Raw genomic sequence first — 13,804 nt, forward strand, 5'->3', positions numbered from 1 at the left:
GCCGTCTCAGGCGGGCTCGACGACCTGGCGACCGTCGTACTGACCGCAGGTGGGGCAGGCGGTGTGCTGCGGCTTCGGCTGCTTGCACGCGCGGTTGGAGCACGGCACCAGGTGCACGGCGCTCGTCTTCCACTGGGCGCGGCGCGAGCGGGTGTTGGAACGCGACATCTTCCGCTTCGGGACGGCCACGACTGGTTCTCCTCATCAACATTTGCTCGCGGACGCGAGCGTTTTCGTCATCACCGGCGCGGACGGTTACCCGTGCACGGCTGCTCTCTCAAGCGTTGTCGTCGGCACCGCTCGCCGGAGTCTCATCGTCGGTCCCATTCGAGGTACCTTCGAGACGTTCGACCAGCGCGGCCCACCGAGGATCTATGGTCTCATGCCCGTGTCCGGGCTCGAGATCGGCCCACTTCACGCCGCACTCGGCGCATAGACCTGGGCAGTCCTCGGTGCACAGCGGCACCTGGGGCAGTGCGAGCACCAGCGCGTCCCGCACCGCGGGCTCGAGGTCGATCCGGTCGTCGACCAGCCTGCTGACCTCGTCCTCGTCGGTGGTGGCCTCGGTCGTCGAGTCCGGGTACGCGAACAGTTCGGTCAGTTCGACCTCGACCTCATCGCCGATGGGATCCAGGCAACGTGAGCAGTGCCCTGTGGTCGGCGCCATCGCGGTCCCCGTCACCAGCACGCCCTCGACGACCGATTCCAGCAGGAGGTCGAGATCGATCTCCGCACCCTTGGGCACGATGATCACGTCGGGCACACCGAGCGAGACGTCGAACGGCGCCTGACGCTGCAGGGTGCGACTGAGGCCGGCACGGCGGCCGAGTTCGCGGGTGTCGACGACCCACGGGCTGCGCGCATCGAGGTGGCCGGTGGCAGTTCTGTTCTCGGGCATCGTTCTCTTCACGCGTGTCGGGTGGTACTGGCGCAACCCGTCCAGCGTACGCGAGTTCGAACCGGACGCCCACGGCGCGGTTACGGTCCGGATCGACCAACTACTACTGGTAGTCGTACACCGGTGTGCGCTGTCCTGCCGCGACACCGGGGGCGCGCAGGTGGTTGCGGCCCGAATCGACCGTGCGCAGTGTCGTCGCCAGCAACTCGGAGAACTCGGCCAGCTTGCCGTCTACATAGGCGTCGCACTCGGTCCGTTGCCGGTCCGCCTCGCTGTGCGCCTCGTCGACGATGCGGGCGGACTCGGCGTGGGCGGCCTGCACGATCTCGGTCTGGGAGACCAGTCGCGCCTGCTCACCCCTGCCCTCGTCCACCGCGCGGTCGTAGGCGTCCCGGCCCGCCTGGATCATCCGCTCGGACTCGTGGCGCGAACGCTCGGTCAGGTTCTGGTACTCGGCCTGCCCGGCCGCCACGGCGCGGTCGGCCTCGGCGTGCGCATCGGCGACGACCTGCTCCGCACGTGCCTGCGCCTCGGCGACCATCCGCTCCGCCTCGGCCTGGGAGTCCGCGAGCAGCCGCTCCGCCTCGGCGCCGGCACCGCCCACGGTCGACTCGGCCTCGGCGCGGGCTTTCGTCAGGATCTCGTCGCGCTTGTCGAGCACGTCCTGGGCGTCGTCGACCTCGCCGGGCAGCGCATCCCGCACGTCGTCCAGCAACTCGAGGACGTCGCCACGCGGCACGACGCAACTGGAGGTCATCGGCACCCCGCGTGCCTCTTCCACGATCGTGACGAGCTCGTCCAGAGCTTCGAACACCCGGTACACGGCAACTCCCTAGTGGCCATTCATCCCCGTACGGCTGTGACCAGTTTGCCTGGTCACCCCCGTAATTCCGGGCAGGCGGCGACTACCGGGCGTGTCTGTCGCAGTCAGGCGCCGAGGTCCACCGCGAGGAAGCTGCGGTAGTGGTCCGGGGTGTAGGCGAACTCGCCGCCCTCGCCCGAGATGACCCTGTCGTCGTCGCCGACCCGGTGCAGCTCGTAGTAGCCGGAGTCACAGGAGGGCAGCACACCTTCCCGGTTCTCGTAGGTGATGCCGGTGGCGCCTTCGCGGACGTCGTCGATGACAGCCCGTGCGGCGGCGGACAGCGCGGAGTAGGCGACGCTGTCCAGTCCGGACAGGTCACCGCACGAGCTTCCGGGCTCTCCTTCGACGTCGATCAGGACGAAGCTGGCGTAGTGATCTGCGGTGTAGAAGTACTCGCCGCCCGAACCCGTCACGATCCGGCGGGCGCCGCGATCCGGGCTGCCCGGCGTCGACACGGTGTACTCGTGGTAGTAGCCGGACGAGCAGTCCGGAAGCAGGCCCTCCCGGTTCTGGAACACCGTGCCGTCCCGGTCCGGGTACGGGAACGGTCCACCGGACTGGATGAGGTCGTAGGTCTGCCCGGCCTCCGGCGGGAGCGCCGAGAGCGGAGTCGTTTCGAAGCCCGAGGTGTCGCCACACTCCGCCTGGGAGCCCACAGCCGGAGCCTGGGCCGGCAGGGCTTGCGCGGCGGCACCGAAACCGCCGAACAGGGCGACGAGAAGCACGAGCAGGGTCGCGGCTGAACGTGTCCTTATGTTGGCCATTTTCCGACCGTAAGCCACAACAGTGATCGCCCGATAGCGCTCAGGTGAATTCTGCGACAGCCTGCTGGGCAACGCTTGCCGTGGCGATGGTGCCCCGGAGAACGCGCGCGGCGGAGCCCACGAGCGGGGAGGCGGGGCGTGTGACGTGCGGTGGTGATGTCTCGGACTCCAGGTCCGAGCCCCGCCGAGTCGATCGTGACGCGCGTTTGCCAACCGACACCGACGAACGGAGGGGTCAGCCGCGCTCCGCGAGCCGCTCGGTCAGACGCTCGTGCACGTATTCCGGCACCATCTGCGCGACATCCCCGCCGTAGGTGGCGACCTCCTTGACCAGTGAGCTGGACAGGAAGCTGTAGGACGGATTGTTCGACATCAGCAGGGTCTCGACGCCGGACAGTTCCCGGTTCATCTGAGCCATCTGCAGCTCGTAGTCGAAGTCACTGACCGAGCGCAGGCCCTTCGCGATCGCCGCGATGTCGTGCTGCCTGCAGTAGTCGACCAGGAGCCCGTGCCAGGAGTCCACCCGCACGTTGGGCAGCTTGGCGGTCACCTCGCGCAGCATCTCCATCCGCTCTTCGATGGAGAACAGGCCCTTCTTGCTCTTGTTGATCAGCACGGCGACCACGACCTCGTCGAAGAGGTTGGACGCGCGCTCGATGATGTCCAAATGACCGTTGGTCGCCGGGTCGTAAGAGCCGGGGCACACCGCTCGCCGCATGGCGCGGACGCTACCAAGCCGGGCGCACGGCTGCGCGGTTTGTGATGAACCTGTCCCTCTCCGGCCCGCCGCCGAATCGCTCAGCCCGCGTACTCGGCGCGGAACAGCGCGGTGTCGCCATAACGTCTGCTGCGCAGCGGCTCGAAGCCGGTGGGCCAGTCCGGCTCGCCATCGCGCTCGGCGCGTTCGACGACGACGAGCCCGCCCGCCGCGATCCAGCCGCCGCGGGACAACGCGCCGAGTGCGGCGGCCAGTTCCGGCCCCTCTACCGCATAAGGCGGGTCGGCGAGCACCAGATCGAACGGCGCGGCCGGGTCCGTCCCCGACTCGGCCAGCACCTGGTCCACCCGCCCGTGCCGCACCCTGCCGCCGAGACCGACCGTCGCGACGTTGCCACGCAGTACCTCGGCGGCCACGCGGTCCGCCTCCACGAACAGCGCGTCCGCGGCGCCGCGCGACAACGCCTCCAGCCCCAGCGCACCGGAGCCGGCGTACAGATCGAGCACCCGTGCCCCGTCCAGTTCGCCCGCGACCTCCAGTGCGTTGAAGAGCGCCTCGCGGACCCGCTCGGAGGTGGGCCGGGTACCGCGCGGCGGCACCCGCAGCCGCCTGCCACCCGCCTGTCCGGCCACGATCCTGGTCACCCCGACATCTTGACTCATGGACGGCCAGGAGGTTTGCGGGCATTACGGCCGGCAGGGGCCGGTCGGAGCTTGCCCCCGCTGTGACAACGCTCTTCCGCCACCGCAGGGGCGGCTCGTGGCGGGCGTATGCGAGGGAGACACCAACGGCAGGCGAACCAGCGACTGTGCGCCACCCGGCATCGAACAGGGCGGCAGGTGTGTTTTTAGCCGGGACCTGGTGAAGTGCCCGCGCGAGTTGCGTATTGTCGTTCTTCCCCCTCCCGACTTGAGCTGCTAGGAGCCTGCGTGTCGGAACCTCGGGTCAGAAGAGCCGAGATCGCTGTCGAACAGAACCACGTCGATCGCGTCTACGCCCGTCTCGCGGAACTGCGGACGCAGGCGGAGTCGATGCGCACGAAGGGCTACGAGATCGGCCACGGCGCACAGCGGGAGGCCGTGTTCGAGCAGGCGTCGATGCTCTTCGAGCGCGACATGATGGTGTTCCACGCCACCCAGACACTGCAGACCCTCGATGCCGAGTACGAGGGCCTGGTTTTCGGCAAGCTGGACTACTCCGGGGCCGACGCCTCCCAGGACACCGAGCCGCTCTACGTCGGCAGGCTCGGCATCAGGGACGCCGACTTCGACAACCTCGTCACCGACTGGCGCGCCCCCGCCGCCGCCGCCTTCTACCAGGCGACGGCCGAGGAACCGATGGACGTCGTGCGCCGCAGGGTGATCCGGTGTTCCGGCCAGAAGGTGCTCGACGTCGACGACGACGTGTTGATGGCGGACGCCGTGCCCGAGGACATGCGGATCGTCGGCGAGGGCGCGCTGATGGCCGCACTGGGCCGGGCCCGTGGCGAGAAGATGCGCGACATCGTGGCCACCATCCAGCGTGAGCAGGACGAGGTGATCCGCGCACCATGGCGCGGGGTGACCGAGATCACCGGCGGCCCCGGCACCGGCAAAACGGCGGTCGCGCTGCATCGCGCCGCCTATCTGCTGTACCGGTACCGCAAGCAGCTCGGCGGGGCGGGCGTGCTGGTCATCGGCCCTTCAGGGGTGTTCACCACCTACATCTCCAGGGTGCTGCCCTCGATGGGCGAGACCAACGTGGAGCTGCGCGCGCTGGGTGAGGTACTCGACGGCATCGAGGCGACCCGGCAGGACGCCGCCCCGCTCGCCGCGATCAAGGGCTCCCTGCGCATGCGCAAGGTGCTGCTGAAGGCACTGCGGGCCATGCCGCCGGAGGCACCGGACGAGATGCGGATCGTCTACCGGGGCGAGGTGCTCAGGCTGGATGCGCGGGAGCTGGACAAGGTGCGGCGCAAGGTACACACCCAGGGGGGTCCGCCGAACCGATCCAGGATCCGGGCGGCCGAGTCCCTGCTCAACGCCCTCGCCGACAAGGCCGAGGAGTACGCGAGCGCCGACGGCAGGACCATCGAGCGTGCCGAGCTGATCAACGACCTCGGCGAGCGGATCGACTTCCACCGGTTCCTCGTGACGTGGTGGCCGGTGCTCTACCCGGCCCAGGTGCTGGGCTGGCTGGGTGACGAGCGCAGACTCGCCAAGGCGAGCAAGCACGTGCTCTCGCGGGACGAGATCAGCCTGTTGGCCGCTTCCATGAGCGATCGCACGCGCGGCTGGTCGGTGGCCGACATCGCACTGCTGGACGAGCTGCGCGTGCTGCTCGGTCCCCCGCCGAAGCGTCGCAGGCGGGACAGCAGGCTCGAGCTGGACGCCGAGCAGACTCGCGACAGCACGACAGTCCGGGACCGTCACCGTCCCGAGCACTACGACGAGTACTCCCACATCGTGGTGGACGAGTCGCAGGACCTCTCGCCCATGCAGTGGCGGATGATCGGCCGGAGGGGGCGATACGCGAGCTGGACCGTGGTGGGCGATCCCGTGCAGAGCTCGTGGCCGGACCCGGAGGAAGCCGCGCAGGCCCGGGACACGGCGTTCGGCTCGCGGACCGCGCGCAGGCGCTACACGCTGCGGACCAACTACCGGAACTCGGCGGAGATCTTCGAACTCGCCGCGAAGGTGGTCGCCGGGCACGCCGAGGCAGGCGACCTCCCCCACGCCGTACGCACGACCGGGCTCGTACCGGAGGTCCGCACCATCGAACGGGGCACGGCCGAGGGCGCCGTGCAGGCCGCGGTGAAGGAGCTCCTCGGCTCGGTCGAGGGCACGGTCGGCGTGATCTGCGCCATGGACCGGGTCGGCGAACTGCGGCGGTGGTTGCGCGGCCAAGCCGACGAACGCCTCAAGATCGTCGGCAGCCTGGACTCGAAGGGACTCGAGTACGACGCGGTGGTCCTGCTCGAACCCACCGAACTGATCACCGAGTCGACGACCGGTCGCAGGGTGCTCTATGTCGCCCTGACCCGGGCCACCCAGCAACTCACCGTGCTGGCCTCGGATCCGGACTGGCTGCCGGATCAGGACTGAACTCCACAGCGGACGGCCCGGCCGGCAACAGAGAGCACAAAGGCAACTACGCGCGTTTTCAGGCCGGAGTTGGTTTGTCACCGACTATTCGGCTCGATGAATTGGACGACACCACCGTTCGGAATTCACCCCAAAGTGCGTACCATTCACGACGGCCGTATTCCGTGAGCGGCTCCGCTCAAGCAGCCCGTCGATGCAGATCCATCAGGCGGGCGAACATCGCAAGCCGAGATGGAGTGTGTCTCGATGACACTGTTGACTTCCATGCTGTCCCCGTCCGCGCGCCGCGGTTCAGCGCGCCGGGTGCGGACCGCCGTCGGCGCTGTCCTCGTACTGGTGGCCGTCGCCGCCTGCACGTCGGAGCCGGCGCAGCAAGCTCCGAGCGAGGACGCTTCGTCAGGTGCTCCCAGCCTGCTGGACCTGGCACCCGTTGCCACCGCGGAGGAACTCGGCTCCTCCAGTACGGCGCAGGCGATCAAGCGCCGCGGGGAACTCCTCGTCGGCGGCGAGGTGAACATGCCGTTGCTGTCGCAGCGGAATCCGACGACGGGACAGACCGAAGGCTTCGACGCCGCGCTCAGCAAGATGCTCGCGAAGTACATCATCGGCGAACCGAACACGAAGATCATCAAGTCCACTCCGGAGACACGCGAGGCACTGCTGCAGATCAACACGGTCGACGTGGTGATCCGGATCTACTCGATCACCCCGGCACGAGCGGAAAAGGTTTCGTTCGCGGGCCCCTACCTCACCTCGGGCCAGGCCATTGCCACGTTGAAATCGGAAACGAACATCACCGAGCCGGAAGACCTCAACGGCAAGACGGTGCTCGCGGTCAACGGTGCCACCAGCGTTGCGGCCATTCGGGAGTACGCCCCTGAGGCCGAGATCAAGACCTTCGACACGGCGCCGGAGTGCATCCAGGCACTGGAGGACGGTACCGGTGACGCTTACGTGCACGACCTGACTCTGCTGGCGGGATTCGCGTTCCTGAACGAGAAGATCCAGGTGGTCGGCGAGCCGTTCACCAGCGAGCCCTACGGAATCGGTCTGCGCCACGGCGACCAGGAGTTCAAGCAGTTCATCAACACCTGGCTGCAGAAGATCGAGGACGCCGGGCTGTGGGAGCAGGCATGGCAGCAGTCGCTCGGCACCGTGGTCGCGGGTGACCCGCCCGCGCCGCCCGCGATCGGCTCGGCAGCCGGTTCCTGAGCGACCAGAGCCTGGTCGCAAGGGCTGCCCACGGACGGGAAGCAACGCAGGTACTTTCGCGTTACACACAGGCGTGACTTCCGAGCCGAGCACCAGCCTGCCCGAAATACCGCTGTCCGTTCTGGACCTTTCGCCGATCAACAGCGGCTCCGACGCCGCGACCTCCTTTCGTAACACGGTGGATCTCGCGCGGCACACGGAGTCGCTCGGCTATCGCCGGTACTGGCTCGCCGAGCATCACAACATGCCGGGCATCGCCAGTTCGGCGACCGCTGTCCTGATCGCCCAGGTCGCCTCGGCCACCGAGCGCATCAGGGTCGGCTCCGGCGGAGTGATGCTGCCCAACCACGCGCCGCTCGTCGTGGCCGAGCAGTTCGGCACCCTGGAGGCGTTCCACCCCGGCCGCATCGACCTCGGGATCGGCAGGGCCCCGGGGACCGACCAGCGCACGGCGGTCGCGTTGCGCGGCTCGGCCGCGGCACTGTCCGCCCAGGAGTTCCCCCAGCAGCTGACGGAGCTGATGGAGTACTTCGAGCCGGAAGAAGGCCGGGCGGTTCGCGCCGCGGTCGCCGAGGGCAACCGCCCGCCGGTCTGGCTGCTGGGTTCGAGCGGTTTCAGTGCACAGCTCGCGGGGATGCTCGGTCTGCCGTTCTCCTTCGCCCACCACTTCAGCGCGCAGAACACCGGTCCGGCACTGCGGATCTACCGGGATGCGTTTCAGCCGTCCACCGTGCTGGACGAGCCGTACGTGATGCTCGGAGCCTCGGTGATCTGCGCCGAAACCGACGAGCACGCACAGTGGATCGCCGGGCCGTCGGGGGTGACGTTCCTCAGCCTGCGACACGGCAGGCCGATCCCGCTGCCAAGTCCGCAGGAGGCCGCCGACTACCCGTACACGGATCTGGACCGGATGTTCATCGAGGAGCGGATGGCGAGCAATATCGTCGGCTCCCCGGAGACGGTCCGCAAGGGTCTCGACGACCTACTGGCCGAAACCGGCGCGAACGAGCTGATGATCACCACGATGGTCCACGGCCACGAAGACCGGCGCCGCTCCTACGAACTGGTCTCCGCCCTGGCCGGCTGACCCCCGGCCGGGGGTCATCTCGCACTTTCCCGGGAAAGTGCGGGAGTTTCGGTCACCGGGGCCGCGACGCGGGTGGGCTCGGTGCGGCCGCGCAGGGTGGTCTCGTCGATCGGCGTCCAGCGCCCTGCCTCCGCCTGGTCCGCGTGTTCGACCGCACGCATCGAGGCCACCACCCTCCCCGGAACGGACTTGGCCAGCTCGGTGAGCCGCGCCGCCTCGTTCACGGGGTCGCCGATCACGGTGTACTCGTATCGGTTCTCCTCGCCGATGTTGCCCGCGACGGCCGGGCCTGCCGCTACGCCGATCCCGGCCTCACATTCGGTCACCTCGGCCCGCAACCGCCTGCCCATGGACCTTGCCGCGGCCAGTGCCTGTCCCTCGGGGTCGGGCACGCTCGTGGGAGCGCCGAAGACGGCGAGTGCGGCGTCGCCCTCGAATTTGTTCACCGAGCCGCCGTGCTCGTGCACCTCGGCCACCACCACCGCGAAGAAGCGGTTGAGCACGGCGACCACCTCGGCAGGCGGGTGTGTTGCGGCCAGCGTGGTTGACCCGATGACGTCTACGAACAGCACGGCGACCTCCCGCACCTCCCCGCCGAGTTCGATGTCCTTCGCCAGCAACGCCTCCGTGGCGACCTCGTGACCGACGTGCCTGCCGAACAGGTCGCGGATGCGTTCGCGCTCCCGCAGCCCGTCCACCATCCGGTTGAAGCCCGCCTGCAGGAGTCCGAGTTCGGTCCCGTCGAACACCACCACTTCGGCGCCGAGGTCCCCGCCCTGCACGCGGGCCAGCGCGGAGCGCACGGTCCGGATCGGCGCCACGGTCGCCCGCGCCATCAGCAGCACGATCAGGAAGCCGAACACCAGGATGATGCCGCCGAGCACGAGGATGTTGATCGAGAGCCGGGTGGCCGAGACGTCACCCCTCGCGAGGGCGAACAGCGCGACCAGCATGAGTCCGGTCAGTGGCACCCCGGAGCCGAGCGCCCAGGCCATCAGCACTCGCATGGTCACTCCGGCGACCATCCGCCTGCGCGGGGCTGGGCCGCTGGAGAGGGCCCTGGCGGCGATCGGCCGGAGGGCGAACTCGCTGAGCAGATAGGCGTTCGCGCAAACGACGAGCCCGCCGAGGCCGACGGTGAAGCCGACCTTGAACACCGCGTCGGGAAGTTCGAAGGCGTAGATCGTGGTGAACAGGATCGTGCCGCCGAACCAGAGGGCGGCCTGCAGCCGGAACAGACGGATCGGCACACGCAGCGTCGCCCTGCGTTCCCGTTCGGTAGGCAGCCTGCCCTCCAGCACCCACCGCAGCGTGCGCAGGGCCCTTCTGGTTCCCCAGACGACGCCGATCACCAGCGCGAACACGATGTAGGCAGGCAGCGCGACGAAGTGGACCAGCGTGAGGTCCCCGACGAAGACGCTGGGGCCCGGAAGCACGATCGTCACCAGCGTCACGACGGCGACGATGCCGACCAGGTTGGCGATCACCAGTGACGCGGTGAGCAGCAACTGCACCCGCAGGCGCAGCACGGAGTCCCGCTGGTGCACCGACCCCAGCAGCCAGGACCCGAGCGGGCTCACGCTCATGCTTCCGGTGCCACCCCGCTCACGCCGGCACCGCCCAGGGGAGTTCCCCAATGTGGCTTTCGGGAACTTCAACGTCCCCAATGCCACATTGGGGAACCTCAACGTCCCCAATGCCACATTGGGGAACTTCTACCGGCGCCGTGCTCACTCCAGCACCACCAGCAGGTCTCCACCCTCGACCTGCTGGACGGAGTTGATGGCCAGGCGGGAGACCTTGCCGGCCTCGGACGCGGTGATCGCGGCCTCCATCTTCATCGCCTCGATGGTCGCGACCGTCGCGCCTGCCTCGACCTCGTCGCCCTCCCCGACCGAAAGGGTGACCACTCCGGCGAACGGCGCGGCGATCTGCTTGGGATCGGACTTGTCCGCCTTCTCCGCCGCCGGCAGGTCGGCGGCCACCGAGGTGTCACGGATCTGGATCGGCCGCATCTGACCGTTCAGCGTCGCCATCACCGTGCGGATACCCCGCTCGTCGGCCTCACCGATCGCCTCGAGCTCGATCAGCAGCCGTACGCCCTGCTCGAGGTCGACGGCATGCTCCTCACCGGGGCGCAGCCCGTAGAAGAAGTCCTTGCTCGGCAGCACGCTGGTGTCGCCGTACGCGGCCCGATGCGTTTCGAAGTCCTTGGTGGGGCCAGGGAACAACAGGCGGTTCAGCGTTGCCCTCCGGTCCGACGCCAGGCTCTTGTTGTCCTCTTCGGACAGCTCGACCACCGGCTTGGGTTCGGCACGGCCCTCCAGAGCCTTGGTCCGGAACGGCTCCGGCCAGCCACCGGGTGGGTCGCCGAGCTCGCCACGCAGGAAGCCGATCACCGAGTCCGGGATGTCGTACTTGTTCGGCTCCGCCTCGAACTCCTCGGGCGAGACACCCGCACCGACGAGATGCAGGGCGAGGTCCCCGACCACTTTGGACGACGGCGTGACCTTGACCAGGTGTCCGAGGATCCGGTCGGCCGCCGCATACATCGCCTCGATGTCGGTGAACCGGTCACCGAGGCCGAGTGCGATGGCCTGGGTGCGGAGGTTGGACAGCTGACCGCCGGGGATCTCGTGGTGGTAGACGCGGCCGGTCGGCGACGCCAGTCCCGCTTCGAACGGCGCGTAGATCTTGCGCACGATCTCCCAGTAGGGCTCGAGATCGCCGATTGCCTGCAGGTCCAGGCCGGTGGGCCGGTCGGAGTGATCGGTCGCGGCAACGATCGCCGAAAGGGATGGCTGCGAGGTGGTTCCCGCCATCGAGGCCACGGCCCCGTCGACCGCGTCCGCGCCTGCCTGCACCGCGGCGAGGTAGGTGGCCAGCTGACCACCGGCAGTGTCGTGAGTGTGGATATGCACCGGGAGGTCGAACTCCTTGCGCAGCGCGGAGACCAGCCGTGCCGCCGCGGGTGCGCGCAGCAACCCCGCCATATCCTTCACCGCGAGCACGTGCGCTCCGGCGTCGACGATCTGTTCGGCGAGGCGCAGGTAGTAGTCCAGTGTGTACAGCTTCTCGCCGGGATCGGAGAGGTCCGAGGTGTAGCAGAGCGCCACCTCGGCCACTGCCGACCCGGTCTCCCGCACGGCCTCGATCGCGGGCCGCATCTGGGAGACGTCGTTGAGCGCGTCGAAAATGCGGAAGATATCGATTCCCGTCGCGGTCGCCTCCTCGACGAAGGCGTTCGTCACCTCCGTGGGATACGGCGTGTAGCCGACCGTGTTCCGGCCACGCAACAGCATCTGCAGACAGATGTTGGGCACGGCCTTGCGCAGTGCGGCCAGCCGCTCCCACGGATCCTCCGCGAGGAAGCGCAGCGCCACGTCGTAGGTCGCGCCGCCCCAGCACTCGAGGGAGAGCAGTTGCGGCACGGTGTGGGCCACCACAGGCGCGACCGCGAGCAGGTCCTTGGTGCGGACCCGGGTGGCCAGCAGGGACTGGTGCGCGTCACGGAAGGTGGTGTCGGTGACCCCGATCGTCGGGGATTCACGCAGCCAGCGGGCGAACCCCTCGGGGCCCAGTTCGAGCAGCCGCTGCCGGGAGCCGGCAGGGGGTTCCTGATCCGCGATCTCCGGCAGCTTCTCCGCCGGGTTGATCAGCCGGGGCCGTTCGCCGTTCGGCTTGTTCACCGTCACGTCGGCGAGGTAGGTCAGCAGCCGCGTGCCGCGGTCGGCGGAGTGCCGCGCGGTCAGCAGGTGCGGGCGCTGCTCGATGAACGACGTGGTGACCCGGCCCTGCTGGAAGTCCGGATCGTCCAGCACCGCCTGCAGGAACGGGATGTTCGTCGCCACACCGCGGATGCGGAACTCGGCGAGGGCTCGGCGGGCCCGCCCGACCGCGGTCTTCAGGTCCCGGCCGCGGCAGCTGAGCTTGACCAGCATGGAGTCGAAGTGCGCGCTGATCTCGGTGCCGGCGAAGGCGGTACCGCCGTCGAGGCGGATACCCGAGCCGCCGGGTGAGCGGTACGCGCTGATCATCCCGGTGTCCGGCCGGAAGCCGTTGGCGGGATCCTCGGTGGTGATCCGGCACTGCAGAGCCGCGCCGCGCAGATAGATCCGGTCCTGGGAGAGACCGAGGTCCGCGAGTGTCTCGCCCGCGGCGATCCGCATCTGCGACTGCACCAGGTCCACGTCGGTGACCTCCTCGGTCACGGTGTGCTCGACCTGGATGCGGGGGTTCATCTCGATGAAGACGTGGTTGCCCTCGGGGTCGAGCAGGAATTCGACCGTGCCCGCGTTGCGGTAGCCGATCTGCTCGGCAAAGGCGACCGCGTCGGAGCAGATCCGGTCCCGGAGTTCGGGATCGAGGTTCGGGGCAGGTGCGAGCTCGATGACCTTCTGGTGCCTGCGCTGCACAGAGCAGTCCCGCTCGTACAGGTGGATGACGTTGCCCTCGCCGTCGGCGAGGATCTGCACCTCGATATGCCGCGGATCCACCACGGCCTTCTCCAGGAACACCGTCGGGTCACCGAACGCGGACTCGGCCTCACGCGCGGCGGCCTCGATGGACTCGCGCAGCACCTTCGGCTCGCTGACCCGGCGCATGCCCCGCCCGCCACCACCGGCGACCGCCTTCACGAACAGCGGGTAGCCCAGCTCCTCCGCGTCCGCCATCAGCTGGTCGATGTCCGAGGACGGCTGCGAGGACCCGAGTACGGGCACACCCGCGGCGCGCGCCGCGGCCACCGCCCTGGCCTTGTTGCCGGTCAGCTCGAGGATCTCCGCGCTGGGCCCGACGAATGTGATTCCTGCCTCTTGGCAAGCGCGAGCGAGGTCGGGGTTCTCCGAGAGGAACCCGTAACCCGGGTAGACGGCGTCGGCACCGGCCTTGCGGGCCGCTTCGACGATCTCCTCGACAGACAGATAGGCACGGACCGGGTGTCCTTCTTCCCCGATCTCGTAGGCCTCGTCGGCCTTCAGCCGGTGCAGCGAGTTGCGGTCCTCGTGCGGGAACACGGCGACGGTGCCTGCGCCGAGTTCGTAGCCTGCACGGAACGCACGGATGGCGATCTCACCACGGTTGGCGACGAGTACCTTGCGGAACATGCCGGTCCTTCCCTTGTACGGATCGGTAGATGGCGCACGTTACCGTCTGACTCCCGGTGGGCGGGAGTTCCG

General features: G+C 68.7%; 11 protein-coding genes. 3 read left to right on the forward strand and 8 right to left on the reverse strand.

Features of this window, described 5'->3' with window-relative positions:
• Positions 1-6 precede the first annotated feature (6 nt).
• From rpmF to rsmD, 6 genes are all read right to left on the reverse strand, one after another.
• A complete protein-coding gene (gene rpmF, locus D0C15_RS01770) occupies positions 7-189 on the reverse strand; it encodes a 50S ribosomal protein L32 (protein WP_091672203.1) in 183 nt (60 codons plus the stop codon).
• A gap of 88 nt (positions 190-277) precedes the next feature.
• Complete coding sequence (locus D0C15_RS01775; RefSeq protein WP_116040659.1) at positions 278-898, reverse strand: YceD family protein; 621 nt, start codon at positions 896-898, stop codon at positions 278-280.
• Between the two features lie 103 nt (positions 899-1,001).
• Complete coding sequence (locus D0C15_RS01780) at positions 1,002-1,721, reverse strand: flotillin family protein (RefSeq protein WP_116040660.1); 720 nt, start codon at positions 1,719-1,721, stop codon at positions 1,002-1,004.
• Between the two features lie 104 nt (positions 1,722-1,825).
• A complete protein-coding gene (locus tag D0C15_RS01785; RefSeq protein WP_116040661.1) occupies positions 1,826-2,527 on the reverse strand; it encodes a ribonuclease domain-containing protein in 702 nt (233 codons plus the stop codon).
• A 235-nt stretch (positions 2,528-2,762) separates the two neighbouring features.
• Positions 2,763-3,245, reverse strand: a complete 483-nt coding sequence (gene coaD, locus D0C15_RS01790; RefSeq protein WP_116040662.1) for a pantetheine-phosphate adenylyltransferase — start codon at positions 3,243-3,245, stop codon at positions 2,763-2,765.
• Between the two features lie 80 nt (positions 3,246-3,325).
• Positions 3,326-3,889 (reverse strand): 16S rRNA (guanine(966)-N(2))-methyltransferase RsmD, encoded by a 564-nt coding sequence (gene rsmD / locus D0C15_RS01795; protein ID WP_211323060.1) that lies wholly within the window; start codon positions 3,887-3,889, stop codon positions 3,326-3,328.
• 285 nt (positions 3,890-4,174) lie between these two features.
• On the opposite strand from rsmD, the gene D0C15_RS01800 reads away from it, so the two are divergent.
• The 3 genes from D0C15_RS01800 to D0C15_RS01810 all read left to right on the forward strand — a co-directional run bounded on the left by D0C15_RS01800 (position 4,175) and on the right by D0C15_RS01810 (position 8,627).
• Positions 4,175-6,328 carry a HelD family protein gene (locus D0C15_RS01800; RefSeq protein ID WP_116040664.1) on the forward strand — a complete coding sequence of 718 codons (2,154 nt, stop codon included), beginning with the start codon at positions 4,175-4,177 and terminating at the stop codon, positions 6,326-6,328.
• 246 nt (positions 6,329-6,574) lie between these two features.
• The gene (locus tag D0C15_RS01805) at positions 6,575-7,540 is read left to right on the forward strand and encodes a glutamate ABC transporter substrate-binding protein (protein WP_245975518.1); all 966 of its coding nucleotides are present in this window, start codon (positions 6,575-6,577) and stop codon (positions 7,538-7,540) included.
• A 106-nt stretch (positions 7,541-7,646) separates the two neighbouring features.
• The gene (locus D0C15_RS01810) at positions 7,647-8,627 is read left to right on the forward strand and encodes an LLM class flavin-dependent oxidoreductase (protein ID WP_116040704.1); all 981 of its coding nucleotides are present in this window, start codon (positions 7,647-7,649) and stop codon (positions 8,625-8,627) included.
• Positions 8,628-8,641: 14 nt separating this feature from the next.
• Here the strand turns inward: D0C15_RS01810 and D0C15_RS01815 are convergent, their stop codons facing one another.
• Entirely contained in the window at positions 8,642-10,213 is a 1,572-nt protein-coding gene (locus tag D0C15_RS01815) for an adenylate/guanylate cyclase domain-containing protein (protein ID WP_116040665.1), read from the reverse strand.
• Between the two features lie 144 nt (positions 10,214-10,357).
• Positions 10,358-13,732, reverse strand: coding sequence for a pyruvate carboxylase (locus tag D0C15_RS01820; protein WP_116040666.1), 3,375 nt, complete (start codon positions 13,730-13,732; stop codon positions 10,358-10,360).
• Between the last annotated feature and the right edge of the window lie 72 nt (positions 13,733-13,804).

Origin of the sequence: Amycolatopsis palatopharyngis (assembly GCF_003385185.1) — a bacterium.
GTDB lineage: Bacteria > Actinomycetota > Actinomycetes > Mycobacteriales > Pseudonocardiaceae > Amycolatopsis > Amycolatopsis palatopharyngis.